17 protein-coding genes are annotated in these 19,369 nt (G+C 61.6%); 13 read left to right on the plus strand and 4 right to left on the minus strand.

The window, feature by feature from the left end:
- Positions 1-50 precede the first annotated feature (50 nt).
- Together E1573_RS20520 and ptsP are read left to right on the plus strand one after the other, a co-directional pair.
- Positions 51-530 carry an RNA pyrophosphohydrolase gene (locus E1573_RS20520; RefSeq protein WP_010222140.1) on the plus strand — a complete coding sequence of 160 codons (480 nt, stop codon included), beginning with the start codon at positions 51-53 and terminating at the stop codon, positions 528-530.
- Between the two features lie 22 nt (positions 531-552).
- Complete coding sequence (gene ptsP / locus E1573_RS20525; RefSeq protein WP_133216395.1) at positions 553-2,832, plus strand: phosphoenolpyruvate--protein phosphotransferase; 2,280 nt, start codon at positions 553-555, stop codon at positions 2,830-2,832.
- A gap of 75 nt (positions 2,833-2,907) precedes the next feature.
- Here ptsP and E1573_RS20530 read toward each other — a convergent pair whose 3' ends face one another.
- A complete protein-coding gene (locus tag E1573_RS20530) occupies positions 2,908-3,654 on the minus strand; it encodes an NRDE family protein (protein ID WP_133216396.1) in 747 nt (248 codons plus the stop codon).
- Positions 3,655-3,783: 129 nt separating this feature from the next.
- On the opposite strand from E1573_RS20530, the gene E1573_RS20535 reads away from it, so the two are divergent.
- From E1573_RS20535 to E1573_RS20545, 3 genes are read left to right on the plus strand one after another with little or no spacing between them, the layout of a single operon-like run.
- Positions 3,784-4,566 carry a sulfite exporter TauE/SafE family protein gene (locus E1573_RS20535; RefSeq protein WP_133216397.1) on the plus strand — a complete coding sequence of 261 codons (783 nt, stop codon included), beginning with the start codon at positions 3,784-3,786 and terminating at the stop codon, positions 4,564-4,566.
- A 14-nt stretch (positions 4,567-4,580) separates the two neighbouring features.
- Positions 4,581-5,390 (plus strand): prolipoprotein diacylglyceryl transferase, encoded by an 810-nt coding sequence (gene lgt / locus E1573_RS20540; protein WP_038605512.1) that lies wholly within the window; start codon positions 4,581-4,583, stop codon positions 5,388-5,390.
- A gap of 49 nt (positions 5,391-5,439) precedes the next feature.
- Entirely contained in the window at positions 5,440-6,411 is a 972-nt protein-coding gene (locus E1573_RS20545) for a thymidylate synthase (protein ID WP_038605514.1), read from the plus strand.
- A gap of 87 nt (positions 6,412-6,498) precedes the next feature.
- Here the strand turns inward: E1573_RS20545 and cadR are convergent, their stop codons facing one another.
- Positions 6,499-6,942 (minus strand): Cd(II)/Pb(II)-responsive transcriptional regulator, encoded by a 444-nt coding sequence (gene cadR / locus E1573_RS20550; protein WP_133216398.1) that lies wholly within the window; start codon positions 6,940-6,942, stop codon positions 6,499-6,501.
- Between the two features lie 82 nt (positions 6,943-7,024).
- On the opposite strand from cadR, the gene E1573_RS20555 reads away from it, so the two are divergent.
- From E1573_RS20555 to E1573_RS20585, 7 genes are all read left to right on the plus strand, one after another.
- Positions 7,025-9,268 (plus strand): heavy metal translocating P-type ATPase, encoded by a 2,244-nt coding sequence (locus E1573_RS20555; protein WP_133216399.1) that lies wholly within the window; start codon positions 7,025-7,027, stop codon positions 9,266-9,268.
- A 7-nt stretch (positions 9,269-9,275) separates the two neighbouring features.
- Positions 9,276-10,145 carry a LysR family transcriptional regulator gene (locus E1573_RS20560; protein ID WP_133216400.1) on the plus strand — a complete coding sequence of 290 codons (870 nt, stop codon included), beginning with the start codon at positions 9,276-9,278 and terminating at the stop codon, positions 10,143-10,145.
- 174 nt (positions 10,146-10,319) lie between these two features.
- Complete coding sequence (locus tag E1573_RS20565) at positions 10,320-11,384, plus strand: putative 2-aminoethylphosphonate ABC transporter ATP-binding protein (RefSeq protein ID WP_133216401.1); 1,065 nt, start codon at positions 10,320-10,322, stop codon at positions 11,382-11,384.
- Between the two features lies 1 nt (position 11,385).
- The gene (locus E1573_RS20570; protein WP_133216402.1) at positions 11,386-13,110 is read left to right on the plus strand and encodes a putative 2-aminoethylphosphonate ABC transporter permease subunit; all 1,725 of its coding nucleotides are present in this window, start codon (positions 11,386-11,388) and stop codon (positions 13,108-13,110) included.
- A 41-nt stretch (positions 13,111-13,151) separates the two neighbouring features.
- Complete coding sequence (locus tag E1573_RS20575; RefSeq protein ID WP_133216403.1) at positions 13,152-14,177, plus strand: putative 2-aminoethylphosphonate ABC transporter substrate-binding protein; 1,026 nt, start codon at positions 13,152-13,154, stop codon at positions 14,175-14,177.
- 72 nt (positions 14,178-14,249) lie between these two features.
- Positions 14,250-15,377: a TIGR03364 family FAD-dependent oxidoreductase gene (locus E1573_RS20580; protein ID WP_133216404.1), complete on the plus strand. Its 1,128-nt coding sequence runs from the start codon at positions 14,250-14,252 to the stop codon at positions 15,375-15,377.
- Positions 15,378-15,387: 10 nt separating this feature from the next.
- On the plus strand, positions 15,388-15,942 hold the full coding sequence (locus E1573_RS20585; RefSeq protein ID WP_133216405.1) for a phosphonate degradation HD-domain oxygenase: 555 nt from the start codon (positions 15,388-15,390) through the stop codon (positions 15,940-15,942).
- 67 nt (positions 15,943-16,009) lie between these two features.
- Here E1573_RS20585 and E1573_RS20590 read toward each other — a convergent pair whose 3' ends face one another.
- On the minus strand, positions 16,010-17,374 hold the full coding sequence (locus E1573_RS20590) for a GTPase/DUF3482 domain-containing protein (RefSeq protein WP_133216406.1): 1,365 nt from the start codon (positions 17,372-17,374) through the stop codon (positions 16,010-16,012).
- Positions 17,367-18,758 (minus strand): DUF2868 domain-containing protein, encoded by a 1,392-nt coding sequence (locus E1573_RS20595; protein WP_133216407.1) that lies wholly within the window; start codon positions 18,756-18,758, stop codon positions 17,367-17,369. The genes E1573_RS20590 and E1573_RS20595 overlap by 8 nt, the downstream gene beginning before the upstream one ends.
- Before the next feature lie 63 nt (positions 18,759-18,821).
- On the opposite strand from E1573_RS20595, the gene E1573_RS20600 reads away from it, so the two are divergent.
- Complete coding sequence (locus E1573_RS20600; RefSeq protein WP_133216408.1) at positions 18,822-19,340, plus strand: dihydrofolate reductase; 519 nt, start codon at positions 18,822-18,824, stop codon at positions 19,338-19,340.
- Positions 19,341-19,369 lie beyond the last annotated feature (29 nt).

The raw sequence follows: 19,369 nt of genomic DNA on the forward strand, positions 1-19,369 counted from the left end.
TGTGGCCTTTGTGGAACAATGCCGTGACATGCGTTTGCGAGGTTGCCGCCGTGATCGACCCCGATGGTTTTCGCCCCAATGTCGGGATCATTCTGACCAATGATCTTGGGCAGGTGCTATGGGCTCGCCGGATCAACCAGGATGCCTGGCAGTTTCCCCAGGGAGGCATCAACCCTGAAGAGACCCCGGAAGATGCCCTGTACCGTGAGCTGAATGAAGAAGTAGGGCTGGAACGCGATGATGTTGAAATTCTTGCCTGCACTCGCGGCTGGTTGCGTTATCGTTTACCCCAACGTCTGGTTCGCACCCACAGCCAACCGCTGTGCATCGGCCAGAAGCAGAAGTGGTTTCTCCTGCGGCTGGTCTCCAACGAGCAGCGGGTGCGGATGGATTTGACCGGGAAACCGGAGTTCGATGGCTGGCGCTGGGTCAGCTATTGGTATCCGCTTGGCCAGGTGGTGACATTCAAGCGCGAGGTTTACCGCCGCGCTCTCAAAGAGCTTGCCCCGCGCCTGCTGGCGCGCGACTGACGACGGAGTTCGACCCCGAGCCATGCTCAATACGCTGCGCAAGATCGTCCAGGAAGTTAACTCCGCCAAGGATCTCAAGACGGCGTTGGGGATCATTGTGTTGCGCGTCAAAGAGGCCATGGGCAGTCAGGTCTGCTCGGTCTACCTGCTTGACCCGGAAACCAACCGCTTCGTATTGATGGCCACCGAAGGCCTGAACAAACGCTCGATCGGCAAGGTCAGCATGGCGCCGAACGAAGGTCTGGTCGGCCTGGTCGGTACCCGTGAAGAGCCGCTCAACCTGGAAAACGCCGCCGACCACCCGCGCTACCGTTACTTTGCCGAAACCGGTGAAGAGCGCTTTGCCTCATTCTTGGGTGCGCCGATCATTCACCACCGGCGCGTGGTGGGGGTTCTGGTTATTCAGCAGAAAGAACGGCGCCAGTTCGATGAGGGCGAAGAAGCCTTCCTGGTGACCATGAGTGCCCAGCTCGCCGGTGTAATCGCCCATGCCGAAGCCACCGGCTCGATTCGCGGTCTGGGCCGTCAGGGCAAGGGTATCCAGGAGGCCAAGTTCGTCGGCGTACCCGGCTCACCCGGCGCTGCGGTGGGCAAGGCGGTGGTCATGCTGCCTCCGGCCGACCTCGATGTGGTGCCGGACAAGAGCGTCGATGACATCGACGCCGAGCTGAAACTGTTCAATAACGCTCTGGAAGGTGTGCGCGCCGACATGCGCACCCTGTCCGCCAAACTGGCCACGCAACTGCGCCCGGAAGAGCGCGCGTTGTTCGACGTCTACCTGATGATGCTCGAAGACGCAGCCCTGGGCGGCGAAGTGGTGCAGGTGATCAAGACCGGGCAGTGGGCCCAGGGCGCCTTGCGCCAAGTGGTGGGTGAGCACGTCAATCGCTTCGAGCTGATGGACGACGCCTACCTGCGGGAGAGGGCTTCAGACGTGAAGGATTTGGGCCGGCGTCTGCTGGCCTACCTGCAAGAAGCCAGGCAGCAGACGCTGGTCTATCCCGATAACACCATTCTGGTCAGTGAAGAGCTGACCCCCGCCATGCTCGGCGAAGTACCTGAAGGCAAACTGGTTGGCCTGGTATCGGTACTGGGCTCGGGCAACTCCCACGTAGCGATTCTGGCCCGGGCCATGGGCATTCCGACGGTCATGGGCCTGGTTGACCTGCCGTACTCGAAAGTCGACGGCATCGACATGATCGTCGATGGCTACAAGGGCGACGTCTACACCAACCCCAGCGATGTGCTGCGCAAGCAGTACGCCGATGTCGTTGAAGAAGAACGCCAACTGGCCCAGGGTCTCGATGCCCTGCGCGAACTGCCGTGTATCACCCTCGATGGTCACCGCATGCCGCTGTGGGTCAATACCGGCTTGCTTGCCGATGTTGCCCGCGCCCAGCAACGTGGCGCCGAAGGGGTCGGCCTGTACCGCACCGAAGTACCGTTCATGATCAACCAGCGCTTCCCGAGCGAGAAGGAGCAGCTGGCGATTTACCGCGAGCAACTGGCTGCCTTCCACCCGCTGCCGGTGACCATGCGCAGCCTCGACATTGGTGGCGACAAGGCGTTGTCGTACTTCCCGATCAAGGAAGACAACCCCTTCCTTGGCTGGCGGGGGATCCGCGTAACTCTCGACCACCCGGAAATCTTCCTGGTGCAGACCCGCGCCATGCTCAAGGCCAGTGAAGGCCTGAACAACCTGCGCATTCTGCTGCCGATGATTTCCGGCATTCATGAACTGGAAGAAGCCCTGCACCTGATCCACCGTGCCTGGGGCGAAGTGCGTGATGAAGGCACGGACGTGCCGATGCCGCCAGTGGGGGTGATGATCGAGATCCCGGCTGCGGTGTACCAGACCCGTGAGCTGGCCCGTCAGGTGGACTTCCTCTCGGTCGGTTCCAACGACCTCACCCAATACCTGCTGGCGGTAGACCGCAACAACCCGCGTGTTGCCGACTTGTACGACTACTTGCACCCGGCAGTGCTGCAAGCTTTGCAAACGGTGGTGCGCGATGCCCACGCCGAAGGCAAGCCGGTGAGTATCTGCGGCGAAATGGCCGGCGACCCGGCAGCGGCTGTGCTGTTGATGGCCATGGGCTTTGACAGCTTGTCGATGAACGCCACCAACTTGCCGAAAGTGAAATGGATGCTGCGCCAGGTCAGCCTGGGTAAGTCCAAGGAACTGTTGGCTCAGGCCATGGGTATCGACAACCCGCAAGTTATCCACAGCTCGCTGCAGTTGGCCCTGAAGAACTTGGGCTTGGCGCGGATGATCAATCCGGGGTCGTCGAAGACGCTGTAAATAGCTATCGCGGGGCAAGCCCGCTCCCACAGGAGATCACTAAACCTGTGGGAGCGGCCTTGCCCCGCGATCAATTCAAACCTGCAAATCCACTTCCCCCAGGTGCCCGCCAAACGGCCCAAAGCTCCGCTCTACCAGGCGGCGCTGCCCATCAGCCTGGACAATCAGCACTGTACTGGCCCGCGTTCCGTAGTTCTGGCTGGCGATAAACACACTCGATAGCAAGCGCTCGGTACCCATGCCGACGCCGGTTTCCGGCAACTCGCTGTCGGCTGCCTGCTGGTTATCTCCCAGCAAGGCCAGCAGGCGCTCAGGTTGTGGATCGTGCAGGTGCTGGTGCAAGCCGTTACGCGCCTTGACCAGTTTGGGCCAGGGCGTGTTCAGCCCGGCATTGGACAACCCGTAAACCCCTTCGCCCAACAGTTGTACCTGAGCGTCACGGGCATTCAGGTAACCCAAGGTACCGCTGTCAGCCACCAACAGGTTGAAGCCTGAATACTGCTGGCTACGCTCGGCGACCTCACTCAGGTAAGCCTCAACGCCCAATTCGCCGCGCAGGAAGGCCGCCACCAGCTCGCCCCGTGAGTGCGCGCCCAAAGGCTGTTTGGGGTCGCGGATGTTGGTCAGCGCGGCAAAGCGCCCGGCCGGGCCGACACCCAGCCAGGTGCCGCCGGCCTCCAGATCACGCCCGGCATACACCCCTGGCGCATCGTCCCAGGCGCCTAGCATGCGGCTGGGGCGGGCATAGAACTCATCACGGTTGGCCGCGACGATCAACGGCTGGGCATGCCCGGGCCGCCAGGCGAAGACGATCAGACACATACGGGATTCTCAGTAATTTTGCTCACTCTACCCACAGCGCTCAGTCTGATCCATCGACTTAATGTGTCTTCACTAGAGCCACAGGCCTCCCTTCCGTTACCATGCCGGACTGAATTTAAGGGGGCGACAATGGAATTCGTGCTCTATCTGCTGTTGGGCGCCTGCGCAGGCGTGCTGGCCGGGCTGTTTGGCGTTGGTGGTGGGATCATCATCGTGCCGGTGCTGGTGTTCAGTTTCACCTTGCAAGGCTTCGATGCCTCGGTGCTCACCCACCTGGCGGTGGGTACGTCGTTGGCGACCATTGTTTTCACCTCGATCAATGCCATTCGCGAGCACCATCGCAAAGGCGCGGTGCAGTGGCCGATTTTCGTCTGGATGACCCTGGGTATCCTGGTCGGCGCCGGTATCGGCGCCAAGACCGCCTCGGCCATTCAAGGCCCCATGCTGCAAAAGATCATTGGCGTCTTTGCCCTGGTGATTGCCGCGCAGATGGCCCTGGACCTCAAGCCCAAGGCCAGCCGCAGCATTCCCGGCAAACCCGGGCTGACCTTGGCCGGTAGCGTGATCGGTTGGGCCTCGGCAATCTTCGGTATCGGCGGCGGTTCGTTGACCGTACCGTTCCTGACCTGGCGCAGCCTGCCCATGCAGCAGGCGGTGGCCACGTCCTCGGCCTGCGGCTTTCCAATTGCCGTGGCCAGCGCCCTGAGCTTCATCTGGCTGGGCTGGCACGACCCGCACTTGCCGGCGCACAGCCTGGGTTTTGTCTACCTGCCGGCGCTGGTGGGGATTGCCCTGACCAGTATGTTTTTTGCTCGCTTTGGCGCGCGCCTAGCCCACAAGTTGTCGCCGCGCGTGCTCAAGCGGCTGTTCGCCGCGTTGTTGTTCTGCGTCGGCCTTAGCTTTTTGCTTTAACGAGAGGAGTCACCATGCTGCCTTACCCGCAGATAGATCCCGTGGCCGTCGCCCTGGGTCCGCTGAAAATCCATTGGTACGGCCTGATGTACCTGGTCGGTATCGGCGGCGCCTGGCTGCTGGCCTCGCGTCGCTTGAACCGTTTCGACCCGACCTGGAGCCGGGAAAAACTCTCCGACCTGGTGTTCTGGCTGTCCATGGGCGTGATTGTCGGCGGACGCCTGGGTTATGTGCTGTTCTATGACCTGCACGCATATCTGGCCAACCCGACACTGATTTTCGAAGTCTGGAAAGGCGGGATGTCGTTCCACGGCGGCTTTATTGGCGTGATGCTGGCTGCATTGTGGTTCGGCAAGCGCAACAACAAGTCGTTCTTTGAGCTGATGGACTTCGTTGCACCACTGGTACCGATCGGCCTGGGCGCCGGGCGTATCGGCAACTTCATCAACGCCGAATTGTGGGGCAAGGCGACCGATGTGCCGTGGGCTATGGTGTTCCCACCGTTCAGCGATCCGGCCCAGTTGCCACGTCACCCGTCGCAGCTGTACCAGTTCGCCCTGGAAGGTGTGGCATTATTCCTGATTCTTTGGCTGTACTCGCGAAAGCCACGCCCGACCATGGCCGTTTCCGGCATGTTCGCGCTGTTCTACGGCATTTTCCGCTTTATCGTGGAATTCGTGCGGGTACCCGACGCCCAGCTTGGCTACATTGCTTTTGGCTGGTTGACCATGGGTCAGTTGCTTTGCGTGCCGATGATTGTCGGCGGCATCTTCCTGATCTGGTGGGCCTACAACCGTAAACCCACGGCCAAGGCCGCCGTTTGATTCTCCACGGCAGGGGCGATCCCCCTGCCGTCTTTGTTACAGGTAAGCCATGAAACAGTATCTAGATCTGGTCCGCGACGTCATCGAAAACGGCACCCTGCAGGGTAACCGTACCGGTATCCGCACCATCAGCCTGCCTGGCGCCATGCTGCGCTTCGACCTGCAGAAAGGCTTCCCAGCTATCACCACGCGCAAGCTGGCGTTCAAGTCGGCAATTGGCGAGATGGTCGGTTTTCTGCGTGGCGTGAAGAACGCAGGCGAGTTCCGCGAGCTGGGTTGCAAGGTCTGGGACCAGAACGCCAACGAAAACGCCCAGTGGCTGGCCAACCCGTTCCGCCAGGGGCATGACGACCTCGGCGAAATCTATGGTGTGCAATGGCGCCAATGGCCGGCCTACAAACGCATCCCGCTGAGCAACCCGGCCGCGATCGAACTGGCGCAGAGCCAGGGCTTCCAGAAAATTGCCGAAGCTGAAGAAGACGGCGAAGCTTTTGTGGTGCTGTACAAGGCCATCGACCAGATCCGCCAGTGCATCGACACCATCCACAAAGACCCGGGCAGCCGCCGCATCCTGTTCCATGGCTGGAACTGTGCCCAGCTCGACGAAATGGCCTTGCCACCGTGCCACCTGCTGTACCAGTTCCACCCCAATGTCGAGACCAAGGAAATATCCCTGACCCTCTACATTCGCTCCAACGACCTGGGCCTGGGCACACCGTTCAACCTCACCGAAGGCGCCGCACTGCTGTCGCTGGTCGGCCGCCTGACCGGCTACACGCCGCGCTGGTTCACCTATTTCATTGGTGATGCGCACGTATACGAGAACCACCTGGACATGCTCAACGAGCAGCTCAAGCGCGAGCCGCTGGCAGCGCCGAAGCTGGTGATCAATGATCGTGTGCCGGAGTACGCCAAGACCGGTGTGTATGAGCCAGAGTGGCTGGAGAAGGTTGAGCCGAGCGACTTCAGCCTGGAAGGCTACGAGCACCACGCGCCGATGACCGCGCCAATGGCGGTCTAAACGCTGTAGGAGCGGGCTTGTCCCGCGATGCGGTGTGCCAGACGAACCGCAATCGCGGGGCAAGCCCGCTCCCACCAGATCAGTACGTCAATGGCCGTGGCTTCTGCCTACGTGTGAGTGCTCCGCCTCAGGAGCCGTCACCGCGCCATTGACCTCCAGGTGCTGCAGGATCGAGCACTGCACCTCCTTGGGATGGCAGTGCTGCCTCAACTCCAGCAACTGCGCCTGCAACGCCTGCAACCCATCGATACGTGCTTGTACATGCTCGATGTGCTCGTCGATCAGGGCGTTAACGCTTTCACACTGGTCATCCGGGCTGTCGCGCAGGCGCAACAGGCTCCGAATTTCTTCCAGGGTCATGTCCAGGGTACGGCAGTTGCGGATGAAGGTCAGGCGTTCGACGTGGGCCTGAGTGTACATCCGGTAGTTCCCCTCGCTGCGCGCAGGCTCAGGCAGCAGGTTTTCCCGCTCGTAGTAACGGATGGTTTCCACAGCGCAGTCGGTGGCTTTGGCCAGTTCTCCGATCTTCATCTGAAAATACCTCGGCAGGTTGCTTGACCCTATAGTGGCTACAGGGTGTTCACTTGGCAACAGGACATTTAAGGATGAGCCCATGAACCAGCCTGTTAGCCATACGCCGGGTAAAGACACCCACGACCACGCCAATCATGACCATGCCAAGCATGCGCACAGCTGCTGCTCTCACGAAGCTGCACCGGCCATGGTGCAACTGAGTGAGGCGGCCAGTAGTGACGCTCGCTTGAGCCGTTTTCGCATCGAGGCCATGGATTGCCCGACCGAACAGACGCTGATCCAGAACAAACTGGGCAAGTTGGCGGGCGTCGAGCAACTGGAATTCAACCTGATCAACCGCATCCTCGGGGTGCGGCATACGCATGCCGATACCCTGGCCATTGAGCAAGCCGTTGCCTCGTTGGGGATGCAGGCCGAGCCGCTGGCCGAGCACAGCGAAGAACCTGCTGCGCCGACGGCACCGACGAAAAAGCACTGGTGGCCGCTGGCGCTGTCCGGGGTTGCCGCGCTGGCTGCGGAGGGCATTCACTTCGCTGAGTTGGCGCCATCTTGGGTTGTGGCGCTGGTAGCGCTGGTGTCGATTCTCAGCTGTGGGCTGGGCACGTACAAAAAGGGCTGGATCGCCCTGAAGAACCGCAACCTGAACATCAATGCGCTGATGAGCATCGCGGTGACCGGCGCGGTGCTGATTGGTCAATGGCCGGAAGCGGCCATGGTGATGTTCCTGTTCACCGTCGCCGAGTTGATCGAGGCGCGCTCGCTGGACCGCGCGCGCAACGCTATTGGCGGCCTGATGCAACTGAGCCCGGACATGGCCACGGTGCAACAGGCCGATGGTCAATGGCGTGATGTCGAGGTCAAAGACGTCGCACTCGGTGCGTTGGTGCGGGTGCGGCCCGGTGAGCGTATCGGCCTGGATGGCGAGGTGGTCAGCGGCCAGTCGAGTATCGACCAGGCGCCGATCACCGGTGAAAGCCTGCCAGTGGAAAAAGGCCCGGGCGATAAAGTGTTCGCCGGCACCATCAACCAGGCCGGGGCGCTGGAGTATCGGGTCACGGCGGCTGCCGGGCAGTCAACGCTGGCGCGCATCATCAAGGCAGTGGAGGAAGCGCAAGGCGCACGGGCCCCGACTCAACGTTTCGTTGATCAATTCTCGCGCATTTATACACCGGCAGTGTTTGCCTTTGCCCTGGCGGTTGCGGTGATTCCTCCACTGTTCATGGCCGGCGCTTGGTTCGACTGGATCTACCGCGCTCTGGTGCTGCTGGTCGTTGCTTGTCCGTGTGCTTTGGTGATTTCTACTCCGGTGACAATCGTGAGTGGCCTGGCTGCTGCGGCGCGCAAAGGCATTCTGGTCAAGGGTGGCGTCTATCTGGAAGGCGGGCGCAAACTCGACTTCCTGGCCCTGGACAAGACCGGCACCATCACCCACGGCAAACCGGTACAAACCGATTATGTGCTGCTTGAACCGTTGTTCGAAGGCCGTGCGCAGGCGCTGGCGGCCAGCCTCGCTGATCGATCTGACCACCCGGTGTCGCGTGCGATTGCAGTGTTGGCCAACGAGCAGCAGTTGCCCCTGAGCGAGGTCGCGGCTTTTGAAGCGCTGGGCGGTCGTGGTGTGCGCGGCGAAATCGATGGTGTGATGTATCACCTGGGTAATCATCGCCTGGTCGAAGAGCTGGGCCTGTGCTCCGCCCAGCTTGAAGCACAGCTTGATACGTTGGAGCGTCAGGGCAAGACGGTGGTGTTGTTACTCGACCCATCCGGCCCGCTGGCGCTGTTTGCGGTAGCCGATACCGTTAAAGACAGTAGCCGTGAGGCTATCGCCGAGTTGCATGAGCTGGGTATCAAGACTGTCATGCTCACCGGCGACAATCCTCACACAGCTCAGGCCATCGCCGCTCAGGTGGGGATCGACCAGGCGCACGGCAACCTGTTGCCCGCCGACAAGCTCAAGACCATTGAAAGCCTGTACGCAGCCGGGCATCGGGTCGGCATGGTGGGTGACGGTATCAATGACGCGCCGGCATTGGCCCGCGCCGAAATTGGCTTTGCTATGGCCGCTGCCGGTACAGACACGGCCATCGAGACGGCCGATGTGGCCTTGATGGATGATGACTTGCGCAAAATCCCGGCCTTCGTCAGGCTTTCGCGCCAGACCGCGGCGATCCTTACCCAGAACATCGTGTTGGCACTGGGGATCAAAGCGATTTTTCTGGCGATCACCTTCGCCGGGATGGCCACCATGTGGATGGCGGTGTTTGCCGATATGGGCGTGAGCTTGTTGGTGGTCTTCAACGGCCTGCGCTTACTGCGAAAATAGAGGATGTATGTTGAGCTCCGAGTTGAAAGCCTTCTACATGGTTGCCCGCCTGGGCAGCATCACCTTGGCGGCGAAGAAACTCGGGCTCAGCCAGCCGACGGTCACCACCCAGATCCGCAACCTGGAAAGCCAATACGCGGTGGAGCTGTTCTACCGTGGTGGTCGGCGCCTGACCCTCAGCGACGACGGCGCGCGGTTGCTGCCGATGGTCAAGACACTGTTGCAGCAAGAGGCGGATATCGAGTTCTTCTTGCGTAACAGTGGCCAGGCCCAGGGTAGTTTGCGCATCGCCGCGACCGCGCCGTATTACATTCTCGATTTGGTAAAGATCTTTCGCGAGCGCTTGCCGCAGGTCGAGGTGTCGGTCGAAATCGGCAATTCCCAGCAGGTGCTGGAGTTGCTTGAGGATTACCGCGTGGACATCGCCGCCTCCTCGCAGCTGCTTGAAGATGCTCGGCTCATTCGCCGGGTGCTGGGTACTGACCCGTTGGTGGTCGCGGTACACCGTAACCATCCGCTGGCCAACCGTGAATCACTGCCACTGTCGGCGTTGGCCGGGCACTGCCTGCTGGTGCGTGAGCAAGGCTCAAGCACACGCAAACTGACGGAACAGATGCTCAACGATGCTGGGGTCAAGGTAGGTTCGATTCTGGAGATTGGTAGTCGCGAGTCGATCCGTGAGGCAGTGTTACGCAACATCGGCATTAGCATCATTGCTCGTCATGAAGTGCCGCATAACCCCGAGCTGCGGGTGCTGAGCCTGGAAGATGCGCCGGTGATGCATGAGTACCTGTACTGCCTGAAGGAACGACGTCAGGCACGTTTGCCAGCGGCTTTTCTCGGTTTGGCGCAGGAAGTTTCGGCGGTGGAAATTTGAATTATCGCAGGGCAAGCCCGCTCCCACCGGTAGGAGCGGGCTTGCCCCGCGATGCGGTAAAAGCCACAACACCAAAATCTGCCTATACCACTATCAACATCTTTTGCTTCCCAGCCACAGAACCTTCGCATTCCCTCCCTAGCATGGCCCTCATTCGCTCGATGAGGTCTTGCCATGAACACTCCGGTCGCAAACCCAGGCGCACAGATGAAGGTGCGCGGTATCCACAAGCGTTTCGGCGCTTTCACTGCTCTGCAGGATGTCTCGCTCGACATCGCCGCCGGTGAACTGGTGTGTCTGCTGGGCCCGTCCGGCTGTGGCAAGACCACGCTGCTGCGCTGCATTGCCGGCCTTGAGCGTCAGGATCGCGGCACCTTGTACATCGGTGATCGCGACATTTCCGAGTTGCCACCCCAGGCCCGTGATTACGGCATCCTGTTTCAGTCATACGCCCTGTTTCCAAACCTGACGGTCGAAGCCAACATCGCCTACGGTCTGGCTGGAAGCGGGCGCGATGAAGTGCGCCAGCGAGTGGCGCAGATGTTGGAACTGGTTGGCCTGGCCGGCAGTGAGAAAAAGTACCCCGGCCAACTCTCTGGCGGTCAGCAGCAGCGGGTTGCTCTGGCCCGTGCTCTGGCCCCTGCGCCTTCCTTGTTGCTGCTCGATGAACCGATGTCGGCCCTCGATGCCCGGGTGCGTGAGCACCTGTGTACTGAGCTGCGTCAGTTGCAACGCCAGCTGGGCATTACCACCCTGATGGTGACCCACAACCAGGACGAAGCCATGCTCATGGCCGACCGTATCGCCGTGATGAACAACGGTCAGGTCGAGCAGTACGCAACGCCCCAGGAAATCTACGACAAGCCAGCCACACCGTTCGTGGCCGAGTTCGTCGGGCAGGGCAACTGGCTGCCGTTCCAGCGCCACAGTGACAGCCATGCCCAGGTCGGTGCGCTGAACATGCGCCTGGCCGAGGGTGTCGGACAAGCCCGCAGCGGCCGTTTGTTCTGCCGCCCTGAAGCCATCAGCGTCAACCCGCCGGTGCATGAAGAGAACCTGTTTCCGGCCCGGGTGCGGGAGATCACCTTCCTCGGCAATCGCTGCCGGATGAGTTTCGAGTTCAATGAACTACCAGGCCATGCGCTGTTGGCCGAAGTTGCTCCGGAGTCGATGCCACGCCTGGGTTCCCAGGACATCTGGGTCGCCTTGCCGCCGCGTAGCCTGCAGGTGTTTGCCTGAGATGGCCGCGCCAATGACCCTGCCGATCGCGCACGCGAAGGCCGCACCGCGCTCCGGCGTTTCCCTGGGTGACCGACTGTTTGTGGTGGGCGGCAAATGGTTGCTGCTGCTGTTGCTGACGGTTGCAGTGTTGATGCCGTTGCTGGCGATTTTCTGGCGTGGTTTCAGCAGTGATGCCGGGCAGGGCGGTGGGCTGGTGGCTGCCCGTGAATTGTTTGCCAGCGCCAACTTCCACTGGTTGCTCGGCAACAGCCTGAAAGTGTCGATCAGCGTGGCTGCGATTGTCGTGCCGCTGGCCTATCTGTTCGCCTATGCCTTGCAACGTACGCTGATCCCCGGCAAACGTATCTGGCGCGGTATTTCGCTGCTGCCCTTGCTGGCGCCGTCGATGCTTCCGGCCATTGCCCTGGTTTACCTGTTCGGCAACCAGGGGCTGCTGCGTGGGCTGCTGAGCGACAACATTTATGGCTTCTGGGGCATTGTCCTCGGTGAAGCCATCTACACCTTTCCCCACGCGCTGATGATCTTGCTGTCGGCATTGTCGTTGGCCGATGCGCGCTTGTTCGATGCCGCATCGAGCATGGGCGCTGGCCCCTGGCGCACGTTCCACAGCATCACCTGGCCGGCCACCCGCCAGGCCGTGTTTGCCGCGTTCTGCCTGGTGTTCACGCTGACCATTACTGACTTCGGTGTACCGGTGGTGGTCGGTGGCGACTATCAGGTGCTGGCACTGGAGGCCTACAAGGCGGTGGTGGGCCAGCAGCAATTCGGTCGCGGTGCGTTGATCGGTATGGTCCTGCTGGTACCGGCCTTGCTCAGCTTTACCGTTGATGCCTGGCTGCGTCGTCGGCAGGGTGATGCCATGAGTGGTCGCGCCCAGGTGTTCGAGCCGCAGCCGTCGCGCCGTCGCGATGCCTGCTTCATGGCCATCGTACTGATGGTGTGCGCGGTGTTGCTGCTAGTGGTTGGCATGGCGGTGTACTCGTCGCTGGTGACGTTCTGGCCTTACAACATGACGCTGTCGCTCAAGCACTATCAGTTCGATGAAACCGCCGGTGGTGGCTGGCTCGCCTACCGCAACAGCCTGACCATGGCCCTTGGTACCGCAGTGATTGGTAGCGCAGTGATCTTCACTGGCGCCTACCTGATGGAAAAAACCAAAGGCCAGCGCGCGCTCAACCTGGTGCTGCGTTTGCTCAGCTTCGTGCCGATGGCGGTGCCGGGCTTGGTGCTGGGCCTGGGCTACGTGTTCTTCTTCAACCTGACCAGCAACCCCTTGCATGTGTTCTACGGCAGCATGGCGCTGCTGGTGGTGTGCACCATTGCGCACTACCTGACCACCGCACAAATGACCGCGACCACCGCGCTGCGTCAGCTCGATGGTGAATTCGAAGCCGCAGCCCTGTCGCTCAAGGCACCGCTGTACCGCCACTACCTGCGGGTCACCGTGCCCATCTGCCTGCCCGCGCTGCTGGACATCGTCCGCTACCTGTTTGTGTCGGCGATGACCACGGTGTCGGCGGCGATCTTTCTCTACAGCCCCGACACCATCCTCGCTGCGGTCGCCGTGTTGAACATGGACGATGCCGGCAACGTCGGCGGTGCGGCGGCCATGTCGACCCTGATTCTGCTGACCAGCGCCAGCGTATCGCTGTTGCTGGCCTGGGCCTCACGCGGCCTGTTGCAACGCTCCCAAGCCTGGCGTCAGCGCGCGCCAGGCCACTGATTGCACTCCCCAACCCTCGTACCGTTCAAAGGAACCGCATCATGTTCAAGCCACTTGCTCTTGCCGCTGCCGTCCTCACTGCGTTCAGCCTGCAGGCTACTGCCGCCGAAACCCAGCTGACGGTCTACACCGCGCTCGAAGCCGAACAACTCAAGAGCTACAAGCAGGCTTTTGAAAAGGCCAACCCGGATATCGAGATCAAGTGGGTGCGTGACTCCACGGGCATCATTACCGCCAAGCTGCTGGCCGAAAAAGACCGTCCGCAGGCTGACGCAGTGTGGGGCCTGGCTGCGTCCAGCCTGGCGATCCTCGATCAGCAGGGCATGTTGCAAAGCTATGCGCCGAAAGACCTGGACAAGATCGGCGCCAACTACCGCGATGCTGCCAACCCTCCGGCCTGGGTCGGTATGGACGTATGGGCCGCGACCATCTGCTTCAACACCATCGAAGCCGAAAAGCAGGGCCTGAGCAAACCGCTGAGCTGGCAAGACCTGACCAAGCCTGAGTACAAGGGCAAGATCGTCATGCCTAACCCGGCTTCTTCGGGTACCGGCTTCCTCGACGTCAGTGCCTGGTTGCAAACCTTTGGTGAAAAGCAGGGTTGGCAGTACATGGATGACCTGCACCAGAACATCGGCCAGTACGTTCATTCCGGTTCCAAGCCGTGCAAGCTGGCTGCCGCAGGTGAGTTCCCGATTGGCATCTCGTTCGAGTACCCGGCGGTTCAGCTCAAGCGTCAGGGCGCGCCGTTGGATATCGTCCTGCCGAAGGAAGGCCTGGGCTGGGAAATCGAAGCCACTGCCGTACTTAAAGGCAGCAAGCATGAAGAGGCCGCCAAGCGGCTGGCCGACTTCTCTGCCAGCCCGGCAGCCATGGACCTGTACAAAGAGAACTTCGCCGTACTGGCTCAGCCCGGCATTGCCAAACCGCAAACCGAACTGCCGGCTGACTATGAGCAGCGCCTGATCAAGAACGACTTCAACTGGGCTTCGCAGAACCGCGACACCATCCTCGCCGAATGGCGTAAGCGCTATGACGGCAAGTCGGAGAAGGTGGCTCAGCAGTAATACCGTATCGCGGGGCAAGCCCGCTCCCACCGGAGGGAGCGGGCTTGCCCCGCGATCTTTAAGGAGATCCCAATGACCGATCTATTAATTGTCGGCGCAGGCATTCTCGGCCTGTCCCACGCCTACGCCGCCGCCCGCCGAGGGCTCAAAGTTCGTGTTTTCGAGCGCACGGCCACGCCGCTGGGCGCTTCAGTACGCAACTTCGGCCAAGCGCTGGTCACAGGTCAGCCGCCGGGTGAAATGCATGAATTGGCCAAGGCCAGCCGCGGGATATGGACGCATTGGTCGCGTCAGGCGGGCTTTGAACTGAAAAGTAATGGTTCGCTGTTGTTCGCGCGCACGGCCCTTGAGCAGGAACTGCTTGAAGCATTCTGTGCCGAGCGCGCTATCGATCAGGGCTACCGGGTCGAGTTGCTGTCGGGAGCCGCGCTCAATGATCTGTACGGCGGCCAGTTCCGTCACCACCGTGCTGCCTTGTGCGGGCTGGATGATCAACAGTTGTATTCGCGTGAGGCCATCCCGACGCTGATCCGCTTCCTGCAGGAGCAGCTTGAGGTCAGCTTCCATTTCTCCACCTTGGTACGTGATATCCAGCCTGGGAAGGTCTCAACGACTGCAGGCGATTTTACTGCTGAGCAGATCGTGGTTTGCTCAGGTCATGACTACCAAACCTTGTTGGCCGAGCCCATCGCTGCGCTGCAACCGCAGATCTGCCGCTTGCAGATGCTCCGCGCGCGGCCGCGTTTTGATCTCGACTTGCAGCATGCCCTACTGACTGGGCTGAGCTGTGTGCACTACGGCGCTTTCGCCGACCTGCCACAAGCCCAGGCGTTGCACGCGCAATTGCTGCGCGACAGCCCGCACCTGATCGAGCATGGTATTCACCTGCTGATCAGCCCCACGCCCCACGGCGAGCTGATTATCGGCGACTCGCATGCCTATGGCAGCGACGTCTCACCCTTCAATGCCGAGCAGGTCGACAACTGGCTGATCGAACTGGCCGAACACACCCTCGGTGGTCGCATCGAGGTGGTCGAACGCTGGCAGGGCGTCTATGGTTCTGGCGGGCCTGCGCCATTTTCGTTGTTGCAGGTAGCGCCAGGGGTCAGCGCCGCGTTGATGCACAGCGGCGTCGGCATGAGCGTAGGCCCGGCTCTGGCCGAGCGACATATGGCGCGATTGCTTAATGAAACCGTGTGAGGGGATAACGATGAGAACAGCCGAACAGGTTGTCAGCGAGATCTTCGCCTTGTATCAGCAGCATGGCGATGAAGATTACATCGGCGAGCCGGTGTCGCAGTTGGAGCACATGTCTCAGGCCGCACAACTGGCCTTGGATGAAGGCTTTGATGATGAAGTAGTGCTGGCGGCATTCTTTCACGACATCGGCCACATCTGCGGTGGTGCCGAAGGTGACATGGGTGGCTACGGCGTGGTCAGCCACGAACAGGTTGGCGCTAACTATCTGCGCCGCTGTGGGTTCAGCGAACGTCTGGCGACGCTGGTGCAATACCATGTTGAAGCCAAGCGTTACCTGACGCTGCGTAAGCCCGGCTACTACGACCGCCTGAGCGAAGCCAGCCGCCGCACGCTGGAGTACCAGGGCGGGGTGATGAGCGATGCCGAAGCCGACGCCTTCGAGCGTGACCCGCTGTGCACGGTGAGCCTGCGGATGCGCGAGTGGGATGAGCTGGCCAAAGAGATGAATGTGCCGGTGATTGACCTTGATGTGCTCAAGGGGAAGGCCTTGGCGTTGTTGCATTGACTGATCGCGGGGCAAGCCCGCTCCCACAAAGTAACTGGTGGGAGCGGGCTTGCCCCGCGATCAGTCCCTAAAGCTCAAGCACCAAAGCGTCAATCTGCTCCTGCCGCTCGGCCTGATTCAGCCGCGCCCCCGGATTGAGCGACGACCACTGCGGATGCGCACGCGCTTTGCTCAAGGCCTCCGGCAACTTGCCTTCGCGCCAACTCTTCTCTTGCGGCGGCGCCAGCTTGATCTGCTCCATTGCTGCATGGCCGCGGCTGTCGAGCGCCTGGATCAACTGATGCTGACGCAACGCCAACAGGCGCAGCACACTGTCATCCACGGTCAATTCACGCTGTCCTTTGAGTTTACCCAACAGGCGTGAGCCATAGCTGCGCGCGGTCTGTAATGCGCCACCGGCAATGGCTCCGGCCAATGCCGCTGCACCGAGGGTCAAGCCGCCGACCAGCAGATCGACCCCTGCACCCGCGGCTGCACCGGCAGCGACGCCACTACCCAGGCGTACGCCCAGCAATTTCAGGGTTTCCGGGTTGAACAGGTCATCACCCCAGCGGCCATCCAGCAAGGGCAGCTCGCTGGCGCTGGCGTCGTCTTTACGAAAGGCATACAGCTTGAGCAGCGCCTCGACGCAGCGTTGTTCACGCTGGCGAATGTCTTTGCGCAACGCTTCGATGGCGGCGGCTTCGGCATCCGGTTCGGCCACTACGCTACGGCGGCAAGCCGCGCAGTCGAGCAGCAGTTCCGCGATCAGGCGCTTGCCACTGAGCTGGCGGGCCTGGCGTTGGGCCTGTTGGTCGTCGATCAAGCGCTGCAGGGCCGGGCGCGAGCTTTCCAGCATCAGCGCCAGGCTTTCATAGAGGCGGCGTTCGCCATCTTCAGGTGGTGCAACGCTGTCGAAACGCACCAGTGCATGCAGGCCCAAACGGGCGAGTGCTTCGCGCCAGTCCGGTTCGCGGTGGTCGCTGCTGGCGACAAAGTTGAGTACCGGCAACAACGGTTTACCGCAGCTGGCCAGTACCTCCAGTTCATCACGGTACTTGGCCAGCACCGGCTCACGCGCATCGATCACATACAGGCCGGCATCGCTGGCCAGCAACTGGCGCAGCACTTTGGCTTCCTGTTCGAAACGCTGACGCGCTTCACTGCCCTGAAGAAAGCGCTCTAGCCGCGCCGGGCCGTCGAGGCGTTCGCCTGGTCGCTCCAGGCGTTCGAGGTAGTCGAGCAGGGCGATGGCGTCTTCCAGCCCCGGCGTGTCGTAAAGCTCCAGCAGCGGCTCACCTTCCACCGACAGGCGCGCCCCTTCCACATGGCGGGTGGTGCTGGGGCGGTGCGAGACTTCACCAAAACCCACATCGCGGGTCAGGGTGCGCAGCAGCGAAGTCTTGCCAACATTGGTATGGCCGACCACGGCCAGTTTCAGCGGCTTAGTCATGGCCATGCTCCAGCCAATTCATCGGGGCGCTGTCGGCGTGTTCAAGGCCCAGTTGGTCGAGGGCCTGATGCCAGTCGCCCAGACGCTCGGCATCCAGCGCTTGGCCGGGCAGTGGCTGCAGCAGCCAGATGCGCGTGGTGCCCGCATTGCGTGCCAGTTCGGCGAGCAGCGCCAGGCTGCCGCGATCGGGCGAGCGGCGAGGGTCACAGGCGATGGCCAGGCGTGCGGGCGGAAAGCGGCTGAGTTGTTCGAGCAACTTATTGCGCGATTCGCGGCTGTCGAGCACACCGGCGTTTTTAACCGTGTCCGGTAGCGCGGGTGGCCAGGGTCGCTTGTCGTCGAGTTCCAGGCCTACCAGCAAGGCGCCGTTGCTGTGTTCTTCTCCCACGCCGCGCACGATCTGCGGCAAGGCATCAGGCGCGGCATCGTTGATCCCCAGACGCTCACTGCTGGGCATCAATGCTTCGCGTAGCTGGCTGTAGCCGGGCAGGTTGAGATCCAGGTTCAGGCGCTGACGGCCACGTCGCCAGCGCCATAGGCACACGGCGGCGAGCAGCAAGCGCGGCAGAATGCCGAAAACCAACAGCACACCGAGCAGCCAGCTGGCCCAGGCTTGCCGGGCCAATTCAAGCGCAGGCTGGCTGTCGCCGCTGGCGCGGATCATGTCGATGTCGGGCACGTTGAAGCCCAGCAACGCGGGCAGAGCGCCAAGCGCCTGGGTCAGCCCTATGAAGGTGTCAGCACTGAGAATGGTGGTTTCCCAGACGAAGCCATAACGACGCGTGGCGAGCAGCGCCAGAAGCATCACCAGCGCGCTGCTCAGCGCCAGTAACCAGAGGCCGTGTACCAGCAGCCCGATCAGCCAGCGGTTGAGTTTTTGGCGTTGCAGCAATACCAGCAACGCCGGGGCCAGGTGTACAGCCTGTGCATCGCGGGCAAATTTTTCGCTGAGCCACAGCCACAGCTTACCGAGGGTGGCACCTTGTTCGCCGGCGAAGAAAAAGCCCAGCGCCCATCCGGCCAGCAATACAAGGTTCAAGCCCAGCAGACTGCCCAAGGCCCAGAACACATTCACCGGACGCTGGCTGTCGCCCAGCGCAGCCAATGCCAGGCCAGCACCACTGACGATTGCCAGTACCACCAGCAGCGCCAATGCCAGGCGCGCGCCTTGTTTCCAGTGCTGCAGGGCGCTGCGCATGCCGTCGCGCTCGGCCAGCCACAAGGCGCGGTGCTCGATACGCGTAGGCAGGTCGCCGCCCAGTTGGCGGGCGCGGCGATTGGCTTCCTGGTCTTCCAGGGGGCCTGCATGTTCCTCGCGCAGGCGTATCGCTTCAGTGAGCCAGCGTTTGTCCAGGTCAGTCAGTGCAGTCACGCGGTCTTCCATTGATCAGGTCAGCCCAAAGCATAACCCAGGCACCGAAGAACGGGCTTTGCTATCCTCGCCGACATGAAAACATCACTTCCCCTCAGCCTGATCGCGGCCCTCGCCGAGAACCGCGTGATCGGCATCGACAACAGCATGCCCTGGCACCTGCCGGGGGACTTCAAGTATTTCAAGGCCACCACCCTGGGCAAGCCGATCATCATGGGGCGCAAGACCTGGGATTCGCTCGGTCGTCCGTTGCCTGGGCGGTTGAACCTGGTGGTCAGCCGTCAGCCTGGGCTGCAGCTCGAAGGCGCCGAGGTGTTTGCCTCGCTCGATGAGGCCCTGCTGCGCGCTGAGCAGTGGGCACTGGCGCAGGGTGTGGATGAGTTGATGCTGATTGGTGGCGCGCAACTCTATACCCAGGCCATTGAACGGGGGCTGGCAGACCGGCTGTACCTGACCCGGGTTGAGCTGAATCCGGAAGGTGATGCCTGGTTTCCTGAGTTTGATCAGGCCCAGTGGCAGTTGGCGTCGAGCCAGGCGAATCCGGCTGAAGGTGACAAGCCGGCGTATCACTTTGAGGTGTGGGAGAAGGCTTAAAAGCATCGCGGGGCAAGCCCGCTCCTACA

Origin of the sequence: Pseudomonas sp. H9 (assembly GCF_004353925.1) — a bacterium.
Lineage (GTDB): Bacteria > Pseudomonadota > Gammaproteobacteria > Pseudomonadales > Pseudomonadaceae > Aquipseudomonas.